The sequence below is a fragment of the Amycolatopsis sp. QT-25 genome (genome assembly GCF_029369745.1).
Taxonomy (GTDB): Bacteria; Actinomycetota; Actinomycetes; order Mycobacteriales; family Pseudonocardiaceae; genus Amycolatopsis.
This window is the reverse complement of the sequence record NZ_CP120210.1, coordinates 7,483,630-7,502,617: the sequence shown is the minus strand read 5'-3', so window position 1 is coordinate 7,502,617 and position 18,988 is coordinate 7,483,630. Positions and strand designations below refer to the sequence as shown.

Below are 18,988 nucleotides of genomic sequence, written 5' to 3'. Positions count from 1 at the left end.
CGTTTGCAACTTTTTTCTCGGTCTCGGTCATCCGGCCTGAAAGTTTTCTTGACTGATTCCAGATTACGCGGGAGAGTGGAGGCAGCTGATCGCTCCACCACCACGAACCAGGAGGCACTGGGTGAGTTTGCCGACCACGAACAACGTGGGCATCCCCGTCGCGAGCGACAACGACTCGCTGACGGCGGGCGCCAACGGCCCGATCCTGCTCCAGGACCACTACCTGATCGAAAAGAACGCCCAGTTCAACCGGGAGCGCGTGCCGGAACGCGTCGTGCACGCCAAGGGCGGCGGCGCGCACGGGTTCCTCGAGGTCACCGAAGACGTCAGCCAGTTCACGAAGGCCGCCCTGTTCCAGCCCGGTGTGCGCACCGAGAGCCTGGCCCGCTTCTCCTCGGTCGCCGGCGAAACCGGCTCGCCCGACACGTGGCGTGACCCGCGCGGCTTCGCGGTGAAGTTCTACACCGCCGAGGGCAATTACGACCTCGTCGGCAACAACACCCCGGTGTTCTTCATCCGCGACCCCATCAAGTTCCCCGACTTCATCCACTCGCAGAAGCGCCGCGCCGACAACCACCTGCGCGACCACGACATCCAGTGGGATTTCTGGACGCTGCGCCCCGAGTCGGCGCACCAGGTCACCTGGCTGATGGGCGACCGCGGCATCCCGTCGAACTGGCGGGAGATGGACGGCTTCGGCTCGCACACCTATCTGTGGGAGAACGCCGGCGGCGAGAAGTTCTGGGTCAAGTACCACTTCAAGACCGATCAGGGCATCGGCTACCTGGCGCAGGCCGACGCCGACCGCATCGCCGGTGAGGACTCGGACTACTACATCCGGGACCTGTTCAAGCACATCAAGCAGGGCGAGCACCCCAGCTGGACGCTGTACGTCCAGGTGATGCCCTACGCCGAGGCCGCGGACTACCGCTTCAACCCGTTCGACCTGACCAAGGTGTGGCCCAAGGGCGACTACCCGCTGATCAAGGTCGGCCGCTGGGTGCTCGACCGCAATCCGGCGAACTACTTCGCGGAGATCGAGCAGGCCGCGTTCGAGCCGTCCAACCTGGTGCCGGGCATCGGTCCGTCGCCGGACAAGATGCTGCAGGGCCGCCTGTTCGCGTACCCGGACGCCCACCGCTACCGGATCGGCGCGAACTACACGCAGCTGCCGGTCAACGCGCCGAAGTCCCCGGTGAACAGCTACTCGCGCGACGGCGCGATGCGCTACCACAACCCGGGCGACCCGGTGTACGCGCCGAACTCCTACGGCGGGCCGCACGCGAGCGCGGAGATCGCTTCCGAGACCGCGTCGGGCTACGGCATCGAGGACGAGGTCATCCGGTCGGCGTACAAACTGCACGCCGAGGACGACGACTTCGGCCAGCCGGGCACGCTGGTCCGCGAGGTGATGGACGACGAGCAGCGTGAGCGGCTCGCGAACAACATCATCGGCCACGCCTCGAACGACGTCTCGCGTCCGGTGCTCGAGCGGGTCTTCCAGTACTGGCGGAACGTCGACAAGGACCTCGGCGACAAGGTCGCGGACGCCTTCCGCGAGTAACGGACCTCTCCTCGGAGAGGCTGCTCCCACCACGGAACGCCCCCGGTGCCCGCGCCGGGGGCGTTCTCCTGTCTCCGCTCGCCGGTGAACCCGGAGGTGGCGACACGCCTGTCCGACGGAGTGATGAAGCGAAACGACCGCCGGTCGTCCCGCTGTGGGTGAACGAACCGCACGACCGGGTCGGCCGGTGACGGATGGTCGTAAAGAGGCGGCGAAAGATGATCTAGAGGGGGAGGCGCCGGGTTTCGACGTTCATCACTTACGGGTGCTTCCGCCGGAAACGAATCCGGCACGTGAGGATCGGGAACCGTCCTGACCGGTGATCGGGTGGTGTACGGCCGACGCGGCGGGTATCGATTATCTCGTCAGGTTTCAGAGGTCGGGAGGCAGAGAAGGAACGGCGACACTGCCCTGGCGAAGACCGGAAGGCGTCAAGTTCCGCCGTGCAGGGCGGCGGAACACGATATGGGGGCCAGAGCCCGAGTGGGGACATTCCTCCTCACTCGGGCTCTGGCAATCACTTCGGCGCGAGACCCAGCCGCAGGGCGCCCGCCGCTTCGGCCGTCGCCTCCCGGAACCGCCGTCCGACGCCGAGGAAGTTGACGTACCCGTGGATCAGGTCCGGCTGGCGGCTGAGCGCCACCGGGACCCCGGCCTTCCGCAGCTTCTCCGCGTACGCCTCGCCCTCGTCACGCAGCGGGTCGAAACCGGCCGTCGCGATATACGCGGGCGGCAAGCCGGATACGTCGCCGTGCAGCGGCGAAAGTTTCGGGTCGTGGAGATCGGTGCCCTTCGGCACGTAATGCCCTTCGAACCAGGTCATGTCCGTATCGGTGAGGAACAGGTCCTTCGCGAACAGTTCCCGGGAGCGGCGGCGCACGGTGAAATCGGTCGCCGGATAGAACAGCAACTGGAACGCCGGGACTCCGCCGCCGCGTTTCACCGCCTGCTGCGCGGTGACCGCCGCGAGGTTCCCGCCCGCGCTGTCACCGCCGACGGCGATGCGGGCCGGGTCGGCACCCAGGTCGCGTGCCTTCGCGAAGGCGTACTCGAAGGCCGCGATCGCGTCTTCGGTGGCACCGGGGAACCGCGTCTCCGGCGCGAGCCGGTACTCCACCGAAAGAACCCGCACGCCCGCCTGTTTCGCCAGATAGCGGACGGTGTTGTCGTGTGAGGCGCGGCTGCCGACCACCCAGCCGCCACCGTGGAAGAACACGAGCAGCGCGGACGGATCCGGCAGCCCGGCCGGCGTGTAGAGCGTGGCGGGCACGTCGCCGTCACCGGTGGGAATGAGCAGCTCCCGGGTGGCGACCGGTTCGATCGGCTGTCCGCTGACCAGATGCCTGCTCGCCAGGAGCATGCTGCGCGACTCTTCGACACTTCCCCGTACCAACGATGCCTTCACCAGTTTCTGCAGGCGGAGCAGAAGCTGGGCGTCGAGCGCGAGTTCTTGGCCGTCGAGGCGGAGCGGGGGTCCGGCGATGACCCTTCTGACCGGCTTCGGGAGCCAGAACGCCAGCTGCGAAAACGCGGCCTCGGCACGGATCTGGAGCGGTGTCGCCATACTTCCTCCTGGGGGCTTCCGGACAGGTTACTTTCGAGTAGGTATGCCGTCCAGCGAGCATCTCGGCCGTTGCGGCGAACAGGTGTGACGCAGACCTCCGGTCCACATCCTGGTTCTCCACTTAAGTCGAGGGGTTAGCCTCGAAAGCGTGACTTCGACGAACGCGGTTCATGTCCTCGGTATCGGCGGCTCCCTGCGGGCCGGTTCGCAATCCGAGCGCGCGCTGCGCATCGCGCTGGGTGGCGCGGCCGAAGCGGGAGTCACCACCGAGCTCATCTCCGGCCCCGAGCTGGTGCTGCCGTTCTACGACACCGCGTCGACCGAACGGCCCGAACGGGCCGTGCGCCTGGTCGAGGCGATCCGCCGGGCCGACGGGATCATCGTGGTCTCGCCCGGCTACCACGGCGCGTTGTCCGGTCTGGTCAAGAACGCCTTGGACTACGTCGAAGACCTGCGCGAAGACACCCGTCCGTATCTCGACGGCCGCGCGGTCGGCCTCGCCGCCGTCGCGTTCGGCTGGCAGGCAGCGGTCACCACGCTGGAGCAACTGCGCACGATCACGCACGCGTTGCGTGGCTGGGCCACCCCCTTGGGTGGTTCGATCAACACCGCGGAGACCAAGTTCGACGAAGCGGGCGGCGCATCGGACGAGAAGAGCGTCCGCACCCTTCGCCTGCTGGGCAGCCAGGTCGCCGAGTTCGCGTCGAGTCGCGCCGGTCACTAGCCGGTTTGCCTCCGGTCACGTCCGGGTAGTTCCCGGACGTGATGCCTGCCAGGGGGTGGCAAGGTTTCGCGGTCGCGGGACGTTGACACCCAAGAGACGCTCAACGGGGCGTGTCTTGAGACCAGGAGGTAGGCGAAGAATGGCTGAGGCTCTGTACACCGCTGTGGCCACCGCTCGCGGCGACGGCCGCAACGGTGAGGTCACGTCCTCTGACGGCGTCATCGACGAGTCGTTGGCGATCCCGAAGGGGATGGGCGGCCCGGGCGGGGACAAGACCAACCCCGAGCAGCTCTTCGCCGCCGGCTACTCCGCCTGCTTCCACTCCGCGTTGCAGCTCGTCGCGCGCCAGGCGAAGGTGACGTTGGACGGCTCCACCGTGACCGCCGAGGTCAGCGTGCTCAAGCAGGGCGCGGGCTTCGGTCTGGGTGTGGCGCTCAAGGTTTCGCTGCCCGGCCTGGAACAGGCGCAGGCCGATCAGCTCGTCGAGCAGGCGCACCAGGTGTGCCCCTACTCGAACGCGACCCGCGGCAACATCGAGGTCGCACTGTCCGCGACGGTCTGATCCCGTCCGCGGCGGGTCCATTTCCGAACCGGCCAATTTCTGAAAGGAAGACCGAAGATGGGCAAGTCTCCGATCAAGAGTCCGCTGAGCGACGCCGACAAGGAGATCACCGGTAACGCCTTGCAGGCCACGCTGGTCGATCTGGTCGACCTGTCGCTGATCGCGAAGCAGGCCCACTGGAACGTCGTCGGCGCGAACTTCCGCAGCGCGCACCTGCAGCTCGACGAGCTGGTCGCCACCGCGCGCCAGTACGTGGACGAGGTCGCCGAACGCGCCAACGCCATCGGCATCTCGCCGAACGGCCAGGCGAAGGCCGTCGTGGAGAGCTCCGGGCTCCCGGCCTATCCCGACAACTGGCAGTCCGTCGAGTCCACGGTCGCCGCGATCGTCGACATCCTCGCCGCGCTGATCGAGCGGCTGCGCAAGCGCATCGACGAGACCGACAAGAGCGACCTGGTCACCCAGGATCTGCTCATCGCGATCACCCAGGAGCTCGAGAAGGCGCACTGGATGTGGCAGGCGCAGCAGGCCTGACCTTTCCACTCCCGCCGAGCGCCGTGAACGGACCGTTCCTTGCCACCTTCGCGAGGAACGGTCCGTTTTTTGCCCGTCAAGGCAATCGAGGGCCTGCCACCCGAACTCGAGCACGGCCCGCGCCGGCGGACCGCGTCCATCACTGAGCCGGGTGCGTCGCGGCACGCCGGTTTTCCCCTGGCCCTACCGGCGCGTAACGTCGGGGCCATGGGAGTCGCCGGAGACGAACGTCGTGCGTTGAGCGAGCTTTTCGAAGAGGTCGGCCCGGACGCGCCGACCTTGTGCACGGGCTGGAAGACGCGGGATCTGGCGGCGCATCTGCTGGTCCGCGAGCGACGGCCCGACGCGGCGCCCGGCATCCTGGTCCCGGCGCTGGCGTCGTACACGCAGCGGGTGCAGGACGCCTACGCCGCGCGACCCTGGTCCGAGGTGGTCGGCAAGGTCCGGTCCGGCCCCGCCTGGTTCTGGCCGACGTCGATCGGCGCGCTCGACGAGGTGGTGAACGGCCCGGAGTTCCTGGTGCACCACGAGGACGTCCGCCGGGGACAGCCCGGCTGGGAGCCGCGCCCGGCCGCGCCCGCGCGGGACGCGGCGGCGTGGAAGTCGGCGAAGCAGGCATCGAAGCTGAACTTACGCAAAGCACCGGTCGGCGTGATCTTGAAGACTCCCGAAGGCCGCGAAGCGCGGGTGAAGGAAGGCCCGGACACGGTGACGGTGATCGGCGCGCCGATCGAGCTGCTGCTGTTCGTCTTCGGTCGCGACGCCGTCCGTCTCACCTTCGAGGGTGACGCTTACGCGGTGGACAGGCTCCGCAAGCACGACCGCGGGCTCTAAGGTTTCGGCCATGCCGATGATCAGCGTTTCGATGTTCCCCGGCCGTACGGCCGAGCAGAAGCAGGCCCTCGTACGCGAGGTGACCGATGCCTTCGTCCGCACCTGTGGCGGCAAGCCCGAAGGCGTCTGGGTGACGATCACCGAGGTTCCCGCCGAACACTGGGCGTCCGGCGGGACTCTCTTCTCCGAGCGCTGACCTCGTTCGCCGGGGTCAGCGAAGCCCGACGGCCCGCTGCGCGAAGCACACCTCGATCGCGGTCTGCTTGATCGTCTCGGCGATCACCAGCGAACCGTGGCCCGCGTCGAACCGGTAGAACTCGAACGGGATCTCCCGCTTCGCGAGCCTGTCGAGGTAGTTCTCGACCTGCCGGATCGGGCAGCGCGGGTCGTTGTCCCCGGCGAGCACCAGCACCGGCGCCGTGACGGCCTCGACGTAGGTGATCGGCGAGCACTCCCGATACACCGCCGGCACCGTCTCCGGCGAACCGCCGAACAGTGCCCTGTCGAAGGAGCGGAGCTGCTCCATCTCGTCCTCGTACGCGGCGACGTAGTCCGCGACGGGAACTCCGGCGATCCCCGCCGCCCAGCGCGCCGGCTGGGTGCCCAGTGCCAGCAGGCTCAGGTAGCCACCCCACGAAGCGCCGTTCACCACGCATTTGGCCGGATCAGCGAGTCCACTTTGGACGGCCCAGTCGTGCACGGCGGCGACGTCTTCGAGCTCGGTCAGGCCGGGACGTCCTTCGATGGCGTCACGCCAGGCCGAGCCGTAACCGGTCGAGCCGCGGTAGTTCACTTCGACGACGGCGAATCCCGCGTCGAGCCAGACGGCGCGGTACGCGGAGAACCGGTCCTCGTCGGCCGAGTGCGGCCCGCCGTGCAAGGAGAAGACCGTCGGAAGCGGACCTTCGGGCGCGTCGGCCGGCCGTGAGACCAGGGCGTGGATCTGCCCGCCGATCCCCTCCACGAACGCGTCGGTGACCGGTGCCGATCCCGGGGCGCGCTCGCCCGGCGGTTCGAGGAGCACCGAGTCTTCGCCGTCCGCCGTCCGCGCGCGCACGGCCGTCGGCTGCGCGGCACTGGACCACGAATACTCGACGGTGCCGTCGGGCCGCACGCCGGCGCCGCCGATCCTGCCCGGCGGGGTGTCCAAAGAGGACAATTCGCCGCTCTCGAGGTCGTACCGGTGAAGGGAGCTGCGGCCTTGATGGAAGTGGACGACCAGCAGCGCCCGCGCGTCCGGATACCAGCCCGCGACCACTTCACCGGGAAGGTCGAGCTCGATCTCCCGCTCGGTGCCCGCGGCGGTGTCCCAGATCAGGAGTTCTTCACGGCCGCGCCGTTCGTGCAGCACCAGCAACCGCTGATCGCCCGCGACCGGCGAGAACTCGAGCGCGCCGAGGCCCTTGCCTTCGCCGTCCCACTTGTCGGCGACGGTGGTGAAGCCGTCGGTCGACAGGACGCGCAGCGCGGGGTGTCGTGAATCACCGTGCTCGGAATGGGAGATCACGAGCAGCGACTCGTCGCGGGACAGCGAAGCGATCCCCGCGTCGTCCTCGTGGTGGTAGAAACTGGTGGTCTTGCCGTCGATATGGGCGAAAAGTGCGCTTCCGTCGTCGGTCGAGACGCCGACGGCGACCACCTTGGTGCCGATCTCGAGCCCGGCGGGATAGCCGTCGTGGACGTCCGGCACCGCGCGCTCGGCGGCGGCTCCCGGCGCGAACGGTTCGCGGACCCAGGAACCGAATTCGTCGCCGTCGGTGTCGTCGAACCACCAGATCCAGCGACCGTCGGGGGACGGGGTGGCGTGCATGGTGCCGTTGGGGCGGTCGGTGACGCGGCGGTGCTCGCCGGTCGAGCGGTCCCAGGAGTAGACCTCCCAGACGCCGCTGGCGTTGGAGACGTAGATGTTCGCGTCGGGGGCGTCGATGGCCCACTCGGGGACCGAAATGCGCGGCGCGCGGAAGCGGGCCCGCCACCTGGCCTCGGCTTCGGCGTCGTCGAACAGGCGGTCCGGGACCGCCGCGGGCGGATATTCAGTGCCTGGCTGCGTGCTCACCCCTCGATCCTGCCACCCCGGAGCCGTACTGTGTGCGGGGTGCTGGAGGGAAACCCGCCGCGCGCCGCGGTGTCCGCGCGGTTCGCGCGTCAGACGGTCGAACGGGCCGTGTTCGCGCAACCGCTGTTCGGGCCGGGGATGGGGTGCGTCGACGTCGGCTGCGGGGCCGGATCGATCACCCTCGGTATCGGCACCGGCCACAGAAAGTCCACAGTGGACTTTTTGCTGGGTGACGCGCGCGCGTTGCCCTTCGCCGACGCTTCGGTGGAGGTGGCCTTCGCGCATGCCGTCTTCGAGCACCTGCGGGAACCGGGTGCCGCGCTGGCCGAGCTCCGGCGGATTCTGAAACCCGGCGGAGCACTCGCCTTGTCCACATCGGACTGGAGCCGGGCGCGCCTGCGGCCGAAGACGGCGAACGTCGACGCCGCTCTCCGCGGGCACTATCTGTTGTGCCGCCGCGCGGGTGGCGACCCGTTCGCCGGACGCGCACTGCCCGCGGCGGTCACCGCCGCCGGTTTCACCGACGTGCGAACGAAAACCCGTTACCGCACGGACACGACGTATCGGGCGCTGGCCACATACGTGGAGGAACGGCTGGTGACGGCGCTGGAAACCGCGACGACCCCGGACCGCGACCAGCTCGCTTCGGCCGCTCGCTCGGCTTGGTCGTGGGCGCGCTCCGGCGATGGGGACTTCGCGCAATGCTGGACCGAACTCCTCGCCACCCGTTGAGACCTTCGGCCGCTCGGTGACGGTGTCGCGAAAGCGGCTTTCGGGCACCTCGGCCTGTGGCCTGGAACGGCAACGCGAAAGGGCCTTGCTCGCCAAAGCGGACAAGGCCCTTTCGATCTTGCGTCGGGGTGGCGGGATTCGAACCCACGACCTCCTCGACCCGAACGAGGCACGCTACCAAGCTGCGCCACACCCCGGATACTTCTCAGCGGGTCGAGGAGAAGTTTAGCGGACGGTGTTTCGGGCTGTGCGGGGGGCTGCTTTCCGGTGGTTCGCGCTGGTCGTGCCCCGTGGCACGAGGGTCAGCAGGCTCGCCTCGGGCGGGCACGCGAAGCGGGCGGGGGCGTACGGCGAGGTGCCCAGTCCGGCGGAGACGTGGAGCCACATCTGGGCACCCCAGCGGGACGCGCCGCGGGCGCGGGCGCGGTCGAGTTCGCAGTTGGTGACGAGCGCGCCGTACCCGGGGAGCCGGAGCTGCCCGCCGTGCGTGTGCCCGGCGAGGACGAGGTCGTAACCGTCGCCCGCGAACTCGTCGAGCACGCGGGGCTCCGGCGAGTGCGTGACGCCGATCCGGACGGCGGCCGCGGTGTCCACCGGTCCGGCGATGTCGGCGTAGCGGTCGCGGCGAAGGTGGGCGTCGTCGACGCCGGCGGTGAACACGTACTGGTCGGCGACCTCGATGGTGCGGCGGACGTGGGTGAGGTCGTGCCAGCCGTGTTCGACGAAGGCCGCGCGGAGGTCGCGCCACGGCAGGTGCTCTCCGTGGATCCGCTTCTTCTTGCCCTTCGGCATGAGATAGCGCGCGGGGTTCTTCGGCTTCGGAGCGTAGTAGTCGTTGCTGCCGAAGATGAACACGCCGGGCCGGTCGAGCAGGGGGCCGAGCGCGCGCAGCACGGACGGAACGGCCCGCTGATGTGACAGGTTGTCACCGGTGTTGACGACGAGGTCCGGTTGGAGTTCGTCGAGTGCTGCTACCCAGCGTTGCTTGCTCACGTGCCCGGGCAGCATGTGCAGGTCCGAGATGTGGAGGATCGTGAAGGGCTTCGCCCCTGCCGCGAGGACCGGGAGCTCCGCGGTGCGAAGCGTCCACCGGCGCCTTTCGATTCCGATCGCGTAACCGAGGGTCGCGGCTCCCAGGGCGACGGTTCCCACGGCCAAGCGCCGTACCGTCGCCCCCGAAGTACTTTCGTTACTGAGCGTGCTCACAATGTCCAGTTTACGTGCTGATCGGTGGTGATCGTTCGCCCCCATTCCGGCGATGCCGGGAAATCGCTGGAATGGCCTCTTTCTTCACTTTCCGTGGTCGGCACGGGGTCTGGCGATCGGCCGACATGAGCGTGTCGGCCGTTGTTCCCCGTGGAGTCGCCAATCCATCACGCAAAGTCAGATTAGTGTGACTCCTCGTGATTCCGGCTGGTGAACGCGGTCAGCGTCCGCCGCCCAGGTACTTCGGGTCCGCCGGAGGCAGAGGCAGCGCTTCCTGGCCTTCGAGGATCTTCGACATCGCCCCGAACCAGGTCTGCGCCGGCGTCTTCCCGCCGAACATGTTTTCGCAGCCGCGAGTGGAGACGTTGCCCGGGCCGAGATAGCAAAGACCGCCACTGCCCCCCTTCGGACGGAACACCATCGCCGCGCCCGCGAGCTGCGGCGTGGCCCCGAGGTAGGTCCCCGCGCCGTTGTTCTGCGAGGTCCCGGTCTTGCCGATCACCGGCCGGTTCCACCTGACGCCGCTCGCGGCGCCGAAGGAGGTGCCCCCGGGCTGGCTGTCCCGGCTCATGCCGACCGCGAGGGTGTTGGCGAGGCCTTCGGGCACCGCCTGCTCGCAGGCGGCTTCCTTGACGGGCACCGGTTTCCCGTCTCGATCGGTGACGCCTGCCAGCGGGGTCGGCGGGCACCAGACGCCGCCGCTCATGATCGTGGCGCCGACGTTCGCCAGTTCGAGGCCGCTGAGCGGGCTCACGCCGAGGGTGAACGCACCCGTGCCCGCCCAGCCGGGCTTCGGGCCGTAGGCCTGGAGCTGACTGGCGTTGACCCCCGGATTGTCGGATTTCGGGTCGACGGTGCCCCCGCCGAGGTTGCTGGTCATGGTGTCGCGCATACCGAGCTTGCGCGCCATCTCCACGACCGGCCCGGTGTTCCCGATCTTCTCCTCGAGGATCACGAACGCGGTGTTCGGTGAGGTCGCCAGGGCCTGCTGCAGGGACATGGCCCCGCCCGCCGGGTTGTAGTCGGTCGCGTTGCCGAGGCAATACCACTTGCCACCGGGCCCGGCAGGCGGGCGCGGAGCCGTCGCGCATCGATTGCCACCTCCGGCGAACACGTGGGAGGTGTAGAAGTCGGGCACGGGAAGGGAACTGTTGATCCCGGCCGCGCCCGTTTCCAAGGCCGCGGCGGCGGTGAAGACCTTGTACGACGAGCCCGCGCCGGCGGTGTTGTAGACGCCTGAAGGCAAGGCGAAGGTCGTCTGGCCCTGATCTTCCTGAAGTCCGTAGTCACGGTTCGCCGCCAGCGCCACGACTTCGTGCCGTTGCTTGCCCGGCTTCACCAGCGAAAGCGTGTTCGCGACGTTTTCCTGCGTCTTCTTGACCTGGGCTTCGGCCGACATCTTGGCCTCGTGGTTCGCCCGTTCGTCCAAAGTGGTCTTGATCCGGTAGCCGCCGGTGTAGAGATCGTCCTTCGTCATGCCGTTCTTGAGGAGGTAGTCCTCGACGTACTGGCAGAAGAAACCGTTCTCCGGGCCGGCGCCCGTGCAGTTCGCCGCGGGCTTCTGCGGCCCGCCTTCGACGACGCCGAGCGGCTCGGCCTTGAAGCGTTCCGCGTCCACCTTCGCGAGCTTCTGGTTGTCGACCATGCGATCCAGCACCAGGTTGCGGCGCTCGGTCGCCTTCGCCGGGTTCTTCCACGGGTCGTTGTGGATCGGGTTGTTCACCAGTCCTGCCAGCAACGCCGCCTGCGGCACCGTGAGCTTCTCGACGGGCGTGTTGAAGTACGCGTTCGCGGCCGCGCCGACGCCGTAGATCTCGCGCGAGAATTCGACGACGTTCAGGTAGCCGGTCAGGATCTGCATCTTGTTCAGCTTGGTTTCCAGCTGGATCGCGATCCGGGCTTCCTTCAGCTTCCGGGCGATCGACTGTTCCTGCGCGCGCTTCTGCCCGGGCTTGTCGTCCCGGTAGACGACGTTGATCAGGTAGTTCTTGACGTACTGCTGGGTCAGCGTCGACGCGCCCTGGGTGTCCCCGCCGGTGGTGTTGCTGACCGCGGCGCGCAGCGTGCCTTTCCAGTCCACCCCGTTGTGCTCGTAGAAGCGCTTGTCCTCGACCGAGATCAGCGCCCACTTCATGGCGTCGTTGATCTGGTTCTCGCTCGTCGGGATGCGGAACTGCTTGTACAGCGTCGCGATCTGCTTGCCGGTGTTGTCGGTGATCGTCGTCACCAGGGGCGGCGGAATGTCCGCGAGATCGGAAGATGTCTTGTCGACGGTCTCACTCGCCTGGTTCGACAGCACTCCCGCGGCACCCGCCACCGGGAACAACATCCCCGCGACCAGCACCCCCGCGAGCACACAAAGGCCAATGAGCTTCAGCAGACCGTCCGTTTTGCGCACGCGGACCAGGGTACGCGGATGCCGTCAGCCCACCGTGACGTCACCTCGCCGTGGGTGGGGATTCGATTACGAAATCGACCCCATGAGGTGACGGCCGGTAGTGGGAGGCATTCTAGGGCTTGGCGGAGGGAACCGAGGGCCCTTACAGTCCGTCAACGTCTCACGTATGAAAAAGCCGACAGACGGGTGAGTGCGAGCGGCAGCCGCATTCGGCCGAACGGAGGCACCGGCACCGGGGAGGTGTCGGCTCAACCGACGTGAGCACACAGGGAGACACGCTCATGGGGGCAGGAGCGCAGGCTTTTCGTCCTCCCGTGGTGTGTCGAACACCAGGGTAGGGAGCTGGGGGTATGGAAACCAACCAGTCGAGCTGGCGAATCAAGGCGTCGTGCCGCGACACCGATCCGGACGGTTTGTTCGTCCGGGGGGCGGAACAGAACCGGGCCAAGGCGGTCTGCCTCGGTTGCCCGGTCAGGACGGAATGTCTCGCCGAAGCGCTCGATGGCCGGATCAACTTCGGCATCTGGGGAGGTATGACCGAACGGGAACGGCGGGCGCTGCTGCGGCGGCGACCGGACGTGACCAGCTGGGCGGACCTGCTCGAAGCGGCGAAGCGCAGTTTCACCGGGATCGACGAAGAGGAAGACGTACGCGTCCGAGTCTCGTGATCACGCTTCCGTGAAGGACCTCTTCCCCGAGTCCAAGGTGGGGAAGGGGCCCTTCACGAAAGTCGGGACTGGGTGGCGAGGCGAACGCCGATGTCGCGCAGGCCTTCGAGATCGTGCACGTCACTGGGGAGCGCGGGCACCCGCACCAGCGGGACCTCGGGATGCGCCCGCGTGAACCTGGCGAGCAGCCGCGTCTCTCGATCGGCCAGCGCGACCCGGTCCGCGTGCAGGCGGAGGACGGCTTCGGCCAGCGGCGCGTCGGCCTCGCCCTTCGCGAGCTGCTCGGCGGCCGCGATGGCCTCCGCGCCGGACAACGGGGCCAGCACCGGATGCGTCCGGTTCGCGACCAGTCCGGCCAGCGGCATGCTCTCCGCCGAAAGCCGCTCCACGAAGTAGGACGCCTCGCGCAGCGCGTCCGGCTCCGGCGCGGCCACCACGAGGAACGACGTCCCGCCGGACCGCAGCAGCTCGGCGGTCTTGCGCGCGCGTTCGCGGAAGCCGCCGAACATGCTGTCGAAGGCCTGCATGAACGCCGAAGCGTCGGTCAGCAGTTGGCCGCCGATGATCGTCGAGACGGCCTTCGCGAACATCGAGAACCCGGCGTTGACCACCTTGCGCAGACCCCAGCCGCCGGCCTTCGCGGGCCCGGTGAGCAGCCGGATCATCCGGCCGTCGAGCGCGCTGGAAAGCCGGGTCGGCGCGTCGAGGAAGTCCAGCGCGGACCGGCTCGGCGGGGTGTCGACGATGATCAGATCCCATTCGTCGGTGGCCGCGAGCTGCCCCAGCTTCTCCATCGCCATGTACTCCTGCGTACCGGAGAACGACGTGGAAATGGTCTGGTAGAAGGGGTTTTGCAGGAGCTGCTCGGCACGTTCCGGGCCGGCGTGCACGCGCACCATGTCGTCGAAGGTGCGGCGCATGTCGAGCATCATCGCCCAGAGTTCGCCCTTGGGCTCGAAGCCCTCGACCTGCACCTGCTTCGGGTGATTGCCCAGTTCACGCAGGCCGAGCGCCTGCGCCAGCCGCCGCGCCGGGTCGATGGTGAGCACCACCGTCTGCCGCCCGCGTTCGGCCGCGCGCAACGCCAGCGCCGCCGCGGTGGTCGTCTTGCCGACCCCGCCGGAGCCACAGCACACGATGACCCGGCTCTCCGGATCGTCGATGAGCTTGTCGACCTCCAAGACGTCCGACATCAGCGCACCCCCTGCTCGGTCAGCGCTTCGGCGAGTTCGTAGAGCGCCGCGACGTCGACCCCGTCGGTCAGGTCCGGCAGCTCGAGGCCCGGCAGGTCCGCCTCGGCCAGTTGCTCGCGGGCGCGTTGTTCGGCCGCGACCCGTACGGCGTGCTCGACGGTCTCTTCGACCAGCGCGTCGAGGGTGCCCTCAGGCAGGTTCAGCCCGGCCGACGCGAGCCCGGCACGGACGCGCGAAGCGTCGACGCGGCCGTCCGCGGCGGCTGTCACCGAGCGGGCGGGCAGCCGCGGCGGACGGACCCGGTTGACCAGCACCGCGCCGGGACGCAGATCCGCGCCGTCGAGTTCGGCGACCGCTTCGACGGTCTCCCGCACCGGCATCTCTTCCAGCAGCGTCACCAGGTGGACGGCGGTCTCACCGGAGTGCAGCAGCCGGACGACGCCGTCGGCCTGGCCGCGGATCGGGCCGGTCTTGGCGAGATCGGTCAGCGCCTTGGTGACGTCGAGGAACTTCACGACCCGGCCGGTGGGCGGCGAGTCGACGACGACGGCGTCGTAGGTGTGGCGGCCGTCCGATTCGGTCCGGCCGACGCATTCCTTGATCTTCCCGGTGAGCAGGACGTCGCGCAGCCCCGGCGCGAGCGTGGTCGCGAACTCGATCGCGCCCATCCGCCGCAGCGTCCGCCCCGCGAAACCGAGGTTGTAGAACATCTCGAAGTATTCGAGGAGGGCGGCCTCGACGTCGATGTGCAGGGCCCGCAGTTCGCCGCCGCCGGGGACGGCCGCGATGCGCTGCTCGGCGTACGGCAGCGGCTCGGTGTCGAAGAGCTGGGCGATACCCTGGCGGCCTTCCACCTCGATCAGCAGGACGCGGCGCCCGCCCTTGGCCAGGGCGAGGCCCAGCGAGGCGGCGAGCGTGGTCTTGCCCGTCCCGCCCTTACCGGTGACGAAATGCAGCCTGGCTCTCGCGAGTTCGTCGGTCCAGCCGGCAAGGGATGTGCTCACCGGTCCCACCCTAATTGAGCTTTCAGCCCGCCAGCATCATGACGCCGAGAGCGGCGGCGACCACCGCGACGACCCCCCAGGTCAGGACGCCGGGAAGCACCGTGAGCATCACCACACCGAGCAGCAGGAGGACCACGAAGGCCACGGCGCCGGTGATCGCGACCGTCACCGAGTTGTCCGTGCGGTCCCGTGCCTTCGCCATCAGGACCAGCACCAGCGGCAGCCCGGCCGCGGCGAGCAGGACGGCCGCGACCACGCGCCAGGTCTCCACCGGCCCACCGTAGCGCCCCGTATGTCGCGAGTTACGTCCCCGAACACGCGAGTTCGCCGTCTGATCACGCGAGTTACGGCTTCCCTCACGCGAGTTCGCCGTCCGATCACGCGAGTCACGGCTTCCCGCACGCGAGATCGCCGCGGGTCAGCTCCCGATGGGGGTCGCGGGCACACAGGGGACCGGCTTCGCGTGCGCCGGGTCCAGTGCGTTGAGGACGTGCCCGGCGGCGTTGCGGTCGGCGACGACGCCGGCGTGCTCGGCCAGGTCCAGCACACAGCCGTCCTGCAGGACGATGTTCTTCACGTTCGGTCCCTTGCCCATGCCGCTCGTGTACGGGACGACGGCCTCGTCGTAGCGGGTCATGATGTTCGTGTAGGTCACGCCCGGCTGAAAGACGCCGTTGCCCGACCGCAGCTTCGTGAGGAACTCCGAGCCGCGCAGGAATTGGCGGCACGAACCGCACACCGGGTCGAGGACACCGTTGATCCCGGTCGCGAGTCCCAGCGCGCCGGCGAGCGCGTACAGGTGCGAGGCGCCGAACAAGGTCGTGCCGTCCCAGAGCGGGGTCAGGCTGACGTACTTGTCCACTTTGGACGCGCCGCCGAGGAACTTCACGTAATGAGAAGGCATGAGCGTTCCCTCGGAATGCCCGAGGATGTCCACCTTGGCCGCTCCGGTCGCGCCGAGCACCTTGTCGACGAACGCCGAAAGTTCCTTCGCGCTCTGCTCCATCGGCAGGAGCCCACCGGGCTGGTAGATCGGCAGCGGTTTCCCGGGAACCCCGTAGGTCAACGAGAAGACACAGTACCCGTTGTTCTTCAACAGCGGCCCGAACGTCTGCCAGTTCACCGTCTGGTTGGCGCTGAGACCGTGGATGAGCACCACCGGATTCGGATGGGCCGCGCTCGGACGGCAGCCGAAGTCGTTCGCGCCGGGCGGCGGGCCGCCGGGATTCACCGCCTGCGCGGGCAGCGCCGCGGCGAGTGTCCACGGGACGGGAAGCGTCTCCTCGGCGATCGCCGGTGAAGCACCGATCAGGGCAAGGGCCGCGGCCACGAAAATGGCGGCGAGGGACTTCGTCGTCCGCATGTCGGCGTCCTCTTCTACTCCCGAGTAGTGTGAAGTGAACCACATCGACGGGAAATCGGCGAACCGGTCGCGAGAGGGTTTTCCGCATGTGTGTCGGGGGCGCCCTTGCCGGTTTGGCTACGCTCCCTCGCATGAGCGCCACCAAGTGGGAGTACGCGACCGTCCCCCTGTTGATCCACGCCACCAAGCAGATCCTCGACCAGTGGGGCGAGGACGGCTGGGAGCTCGTCACCGTGCTCCCGAATCCGACCGGCGAGCAGCACGTCGCCTACCTCAAACGAGCCAAGAGCTGAGGGATCGAAGCCATGACCTGGAGCGATCGACTCGCGGAGCTCGGTATCGAACTGCCCGGCGTCGCCGCCCCGCTGGCGGCCTACGTGCCCGCCGTCCGCACGGGTTCGCACGTCTACACGGCCGGGCAGCTGCCCTTCGTCTCCGGTGAGCTCGAAGCGACCGGCAAGGTCGGCGCCGAGGTCAGCCCCGAAGAGGCGAAGCAGTACGCGCGGACGTCGATCCTGAACGCTCTCGCCGCGGTCGACTCGGTGGTCGGGATCGACAACGTCGTCCGGGTGGTCAAGGTCGTCGGGTTCGTGGCGTCGGCGGAGGGCTTCACCGGTCAGCCCGCGGTGATCAACGGGGCGTCCGAGCTGCTCGGCGAGGTCTTCGGCGAGGCGGGCATCCACGCCCGTTCTGCCGTCGGCGTCGCCGAGTTGCCGATCGGGGCGCCGGTCGAGATCGAACTGATCGTGGAGGTGAAGTGATGGACCCGGACATCGAGAAGTCCTCGCACGAGCTCCTGCTCCGGCTGGCCGGACGGCTGCCGGACCAGCTCCTGTGGCGGTTCCGCGACTGGCTGGGCGAAGGCGCGATGGGGACGCTCGCGCGGACCCTGCCGAGGTCTTTGCTTAAGCACAGGATCGACCTCGATCAAACCGAGTATCGCCTGCTAGTCGCCGGGCTCATTCCGCACGGGGCCGACTGGCATCAGGTGAGTTCCACCCTGGGGGTAGACGACGTCACCGAGACCGGGTACACATTCACGCAGAGTGCGCCCGAATGGGTGAACTCCGTCGACTCCGTGTCCGTCTTGATTCACGCGACGTTGCGGGGACGGCCGGATGTGGGTGAAGTGCGGCAAAGCTGGCGACACCTCGGTGTGGTCGGCGAAGGCGGGGCGAAACGAGTCCTCCTGGTCACGGCGCTGAACGGGCTGCCCAGGTTGACCGGTGAACTGCAGCGCGTCCTGCGCGTGCTGGGTGACGAGGAGCCCGGCGTCGAGGTGCTCCCGCCGAGCATCGACCTCACCGGCTATCACCGCAGCGCGCTCGCCAACTCCGAGCTCGTCTGTGTGGGCGCGGTGGACACCGGAAGTCGGCTGGTCGCCGCTTAACGCTCGCTCCACCAGGCGAGCCGGGAGGGAGCAGAGCAATGGTGGAGGTCCACGACGGCCCGCCCATGGACGGGTTCTCGGTGCCCCTGCGCCTGCACAACCTGTTACTGGCCCTGGCGGGTCGGATCGACGACAGTGCTTTGACCGAGGCGCGTGAGCTGATCGCGCGTGCGCACATCGACGAAGCGGTGGAGCTCACCACCGGCACCCTGATCGCGGGGAAGATCCCGGTGAGCTCGTCCGAACAACGCGAACTCGCCCTCGTCCTCGAGATGAGCCGGTCCGACGCCACCCTGGCGAACGATCTGCTGGTCGTCGAGGAGGACGAGCCGGTGCTCACCCACCGGTTCACCGGCGAGAACCAGCCCGAATTCGGCCTCGCCGAGGCGCTCGACCGCACCCTCCAGGTGCTGCCGGACGTCCGGTCGGTGCACGCGGTGTGGCGGAACACGCCGGCCGGCAGCGTGCCCGGCGCGCTGCCGCAGCGGGTCGTCCTGGTCGAGATCGGCCCGGAGGGCAATCCGCCCGCGGTCGCGTTCCGCGTGGACACCGCGCTTCGCCGCGCGGGCATCCGTTCGGTCGTCGAGGTCGCGGGCCCCGGCGTCGCCCGGTCCGCGTACCACCAGGCCGCGTCGTCGGCCGCGAGTCCTGTCTGGGTCACCGGGAGTACCCATTCCAGTGACTTTCGGTCCGAGCCGGTGACACCGCCGCCTGCTCCGTCCCCGGCTCCCGAGCCGGTCAACGAGCAGCCGAGCAGGCACGGGCTGCGGCCGGTCGGCAGCGGTGCGCACGAACCGGCCGAGCCGATCGCGCCGGTGGTGCCGATCGTGCAGGCGCCCGCACCGGCGACGTCCTCTCCGGAGACGGCGCTGCCGCGTAAATCGCGGGCGGAGACCCGCGCCGAGCGCACGGCCGACCTGACCCCGGCCGAGGTGGCGCAGTTGCGCCAGGCGCTCAAGGAGGACCCGGAAAAGGGCCGTGAGATCGCCACGGGCAAGCCGAGCATGCACGAGGTCGTCGAGCTGCCCGCTCTCGACCTCGACGACCCCAGCCTGAGCGAGCGCGACCGTGCGCTCCTGCGTGAGCTGCACGCCGAGCTCGCCGAACGGGAGCGCGCCGAAGCGGCGAAGATCCGGCTGAACGGCGCTTCGCGCAGCAGCGGCTCTAGCTGGTCCTGACCAGTCCCACGCAATTCG

General features: G+C 68.7%; 20 protein-coding genes and 1 tRNA gene. 12 read left to right on the top strand and 9 right to left on the bottom strand.

Annotated features, from left to right (window positions below; genetic code table 11):
• Positions 1-121: 121 nt before the first annotated feature.
• Positions 122-1,564 (top strand): catalase, encoded by a 1,443-nt coding sequence (locus P3102_RS35175; protein WP_276364964.1) that lies wholly within the window; start codon positions 122-124, stop codon positions 1,562-1,564.
• A gap of 517 nt (positions 1,565-2,081) precedes the next feature.
• Here P3102_RS35175 and P3102_RS35170 read toward each other — a convergent pair.
• Positions 2,082-3,128 carry an alpha/beta hydrolase gene (locus P3102_RS35170; protein ID WP_276364963.1) on the bottom strand — a complete coding sequence of 349 codons (1,047 nt, stop codon included), beginning with the start codon at positions 3,126-3,128 and terminating at the stop codon, positions 2,082-2,084.
• 148 nt (positions 3,129-3,276) lie between these two features.
• On the opposite strand from P3102_RS35170, the gene P3102_RS35165 reads away from it, so the two are divergent.
• From P3102_RS35165 to P3102_RS35145, 5 genes are all read left to right on the top strand, one after another.
• Positions 3,277-3,852, top strand: coding sequence for an NAD(P)H-dependent oxidoreductase (locus P3102_RS35165; RefSeq protein WP_276364962.1), 576 nt, complete (start codon positions 3,277-3,279; stop codon positions 3,850-3,852).
• Between the two features lie 139 nt (positions 3,853-3,991).
• Entirely contained in the window at positions 3,992-4,414 is a 423-nt protein-coding gene (locus P3102_RS35160; RefSeq protein ID WP_276364961.1) for an organic hydroperoxide resistance protein, read from the top strand.
• Positions 4,415-4,471: 57 nt separating this feature from the next.
• Positions 4,472-4,948 (top strand): DNA starvation/stationary phase protection protein, encoded by a 477-nt coding sequence (locus tag P3102_RS35155; protein ID WP_276364960.1) that lies wholly within the window; start codon positions 4,472-4,474, stop codon positions 4,946-4,948.
• Between the two features lie 207 nt (positions 4,949-5,155).
• Complete coding sequence (locus P3102_RS35150) at positions 5,156-5,782, top strand: TIGR03085 family metal-binding protein (protein WP_276364959.1); 627 nt, start codon at positions 5,156-5,158, stop codon at positions 5,780-5,782.
• A gap of 10 nt (positions 5,783-5,792) precedes the next feature.
• Positions 5,793-5,978, top strand: coding sequence for a 2-hydroxymuconate tautomerase (locus P3102_RS35145; protein WP_276364958.1), 186 nt, complete (start codon positions 5,793-5,795; stop codon positions 5,976-5,978).
• A gap of 15 nt (positions 5,979-5,993) precedes the next feature.
• Here the strand turns inward: P3102_RS35145 and P3102_RS35140 are convergent, their stop codons facing one another.
• Positions 5,994-7,838: a prolyl oligopeptidase family serine peptidase gene (locus P3102_RS35140; RefSeq protein WP_276364957.1), complete on the bottom strand. Its 1,845-nt coding sequence runs from the start codon at positions 7,836-7,838 to the stop codon at positions 5,994-5,996.
• A gap of 39 nt (positions 7,839-7,877) precedes the next feature.
• Between P3102_RS35140 and P3102_RS35135 the strand changes: the two genes are divergently transcribed.
• Entirely contained in the window at positions 7,878-8,570 is a 693-nt protein-coding gene (locus P3102_RS35135) for a methyltransferase domain-containing protein (protein WP_276364956.1), read from the top strand.
• A 123-nt stretch (positions 8,571-8,693) separates the two neighbouring features.
• Here the strand turns inward: P3102_RS35135 and P3102_RS35130 are convergent.
• The 3 genes from P3102_RS35130 to P3102_RS35120 form a co-directional block, all read right to left on the bottom strand.
• Positions 8,694-8,767: transfer RNA gene (locus P3102_RS35130), tRNA-Pro, on the bottom strand.
• Between the two features lie 28 nt (positions 8,768-8,795).
• A complete protein-coding gene (locus tag P3102_RS35125) occupies positions 8,796-9,722 on the bottom strand; it encodes a metallophosphoesterase (protein ID WP_276371490.1) in 927 nt (308 codons plus the stop codon).
• A 274-nt stretch (positions 9,723-9,996) separates the two neighbouring features.
• On the bottom strand, positions 9,997-12,174 hold the full coding sequence (locus P3102_RS35120) for a transglycosylase domain-containing protein (RefSeq protein WP_276364955.1): 2,178 nt from the start codon (positions 12,172-12,174) through the stop codon (positions 9,997-9,999).
• A 350-nt stretch (positions 12,175-12,524) separates the two neighbouring features.
• Here P3102_RS35120 and P3102_RS35115 point away from each other — a divergent pair, with 350 nt between their 5' ends.
• Positions 12,525-12,842 (top strand): WhiB family transcriptional regulator, encoded by a 318-nt coding sequence (locus tag P3102_RS35115; RefSeq protein WP_276364954.1) that lies wholly within the window; start codon positions 12,525-12,527, stop codon positions 12,840-12,842.
• 53 nt (positions 12,843-12,895) lie between these two features.
• Here the strand turns inward: P3102_RS35115 and P3102_RS35110 are convergent, their stop codons facing one another.
• The 4 genes from P3102_RS35110 to P3102_RS35095 all read right to left on the bottom strand — a co-directional run bounded on the left by P3102_RS35110 (position 12,896) and on the right by P3102_RS35095 (position 16,402).
• On the bottom strand, positions 12,896-14,035 hold the full coding sequence (locus tag P3102_RS35110) for an ArsA family ATPase (protein ID WP_276364953.1): 1,140 nt from the start codon (positions 14,033-14,035) through the stop codon (positions 12,896-12,898).
• Entirely contained in the window at positions 14,035-15,039 is a 1,005-nt protein-coding gene (locus P3102_RS35105) for an ArsA-related P-loop ATPase (RefSeq protein WP_276364952.1), read from the bottom strand. The genes P3102_RS35110 and P3102_RS35105 overlap by 1 nt, the downstream gene beginning before the upstream one ends.
• Before the next feature lie 22 nt (positions 15,040-15,061).
• Complete coding sequence (locus P3102_RS35100; protein ID WP_276364951.1) at positions 15,062-15,310, bottom strand: hypothetical protein; 249 nt, start codon at positions 15,308-15,310, stop codon at positions 15,062-15,064.
• A gap of 147 nt (positions 15,311-15,457) precedes the next feature.
• A complete protein-coding gene (locus P3102_RS35095) occupies positions 15,458-16,402 on the bottom strand; it encodes a lipase (RefSeq protein ID WP_276364950.1) in 945 nt (314 codons plus the stop codon).
• 131 nt (positions 16,403-16,533) lie between these two features.
• Here P3102_RS35095 and P3102_RS35090 point away from each other — a divergent pair, with 131 nt between their 5' ends.
• Genes P3102_RS35090 through P3102_RS35075 form a run of 4 tightly spaced genes read left to right on the top strand, consistent with a single transcriptional unit; the run spans position 16,534 to position 18,970 of the window.
• The gene (locus P3102_RS35090; protein ID WP_276364949.1) at positions 16,534-16,695 is read left to right on the top strand and encodes a DUF4177 domain-containing protein; all 162 of its coding nucleotides are present in this window, start codon (positions 16,534-16,536) and stop codon (positions 16,693-16,695) included.
• Positions 16,696-16,707: 12 nt separating this feature from the next.
• Entirely contained in the window at positions 16,708-17,163 is a 456-nt protein-coding gene (locus P3102_RS35085) for a RidA family protein (RefSeq protein WP_276364948.1), read from the top strand.
• Positions 17,163-17,792 (top strand): hypothetical protein, encoded by a 630-nt coding sequence (locus tag P3102_RS35080; RefSeq protein WP_276364947.1) that lies wholly within the window; start codon positions 17,163-17,165, stop codon positions 17,790-17,792. Before P3102_RS35085 ends, P3102_RS35080 begins: the two co-directional genes overlap by 1 nt.
• A 38-nt stretch (positions 17,793-17,830) precedes the next feature.
• Positions 17,831-18,970 carry a hypothetical protein gene (locus tag P3102_RS35075; protein WP_276364946.1) on the top strand — a complete coding sequence of 380 codons (1,140 nt, stop codon included), beginning with the start codon at positions 17,831-17,833 and terminating at the stop codon, positions 18,968-18,970.
• Positions 18,971-18,988 lie beyond the last annotated feature (18 nt).

What these genes read in the sequence shown, in the direction of transcription:
- P3102_RS35115 (WP_276364954.1), top strand. Translation starts at nt 12,525, where the DNA reads ATGGAAACCAACCAGTCGAGCTGGCGAATCAAGGCGTCGTGCCGCGAC.
- P3102_RS35090 (WP_276364949.1), top strand. Translation starts at nt 16,534, where the DNA reads ATGAGCGCCACCAAGTGGGAGTACGCGACCGTCCCCCTGTTGATCCAC.
- P3102_RS35080 (WP_276364947.1), top strand. Translation starts at nt 17,163, where the DNA reads ATGGACCCGGACATCGAGAAGTCCTCGCACGAGCTCCTGCTCCGGCTG.
- P3102_RS35085 (WP_276364948.1), top strand. Translation starts at nt 16,708, where the DNA reads ATGACCTGGAGCGATCGACTCGCGGAGCTCGGTATCGAACTGCCCGGC.
- P3102_RS35075 (WP_276364946.1), top strand. Translation starts at nt 17,831, where the DNA reads ATGGTGGAGGTCCACGACGGCCCGCCCATGGACGGGTTCTCGGTGCCC.
- P3102_RS35110 (WP_276364953.1), bottom strand. Translation starts at nt 14,035, where the DNA reads ATGTCGGACGTCTTGGAGGTCGACAAGCTCATCGACGATCCGGAGAGC.
- P3102_RS35155 (WP_276364960.1), top strand. Translation starts at nt 4,472, where the DNA reads ATGGGCAAGTCTCCGATCAAGAGTCCGCTGAGCGACGCCGACAAGGAG.
- P3102_RS35170 (WP_276364963.1), bottom strand. Translation starts at nt 3,128, where the DNA reads ATGGCGACACCGCTCCAGATCCGTGCCGAGGCCGCGTTTTCGCAGCTG.
- P3102_RS35145 (WP_276364958.1), top strand. Translation starts at nt 5,793, where the DNA reads ATGCCGATGATCAGCGTTTCGATGTTCCCCGGCCGTACGGCCGAGCAG.
- P3102_RS35095 (WP_276364950.1), bottom strand. Translation starts at nt 16,402, where the DNA reads ATGCGGACGACGAAGTCCCTCGCCGCCATTTTCGTGGCCGCGGCCCTT.
- P3102_RS35150 (WP_276364959.1), top strand. Translation starts at nt 5,156, where the DNA reads ATGGGAGTCGCCGGAGACGAACGTCGTGCGTTGAGCGAGCTTTTCGAA.
- P3102_RS35160 (WP_276364961.1), top strand. Translation starts at nt 3,992, where the DNA reads ATGGCTGAGGCTCTGTACACCGCTGTGGCCACCGCTCGCGGCGACGGC.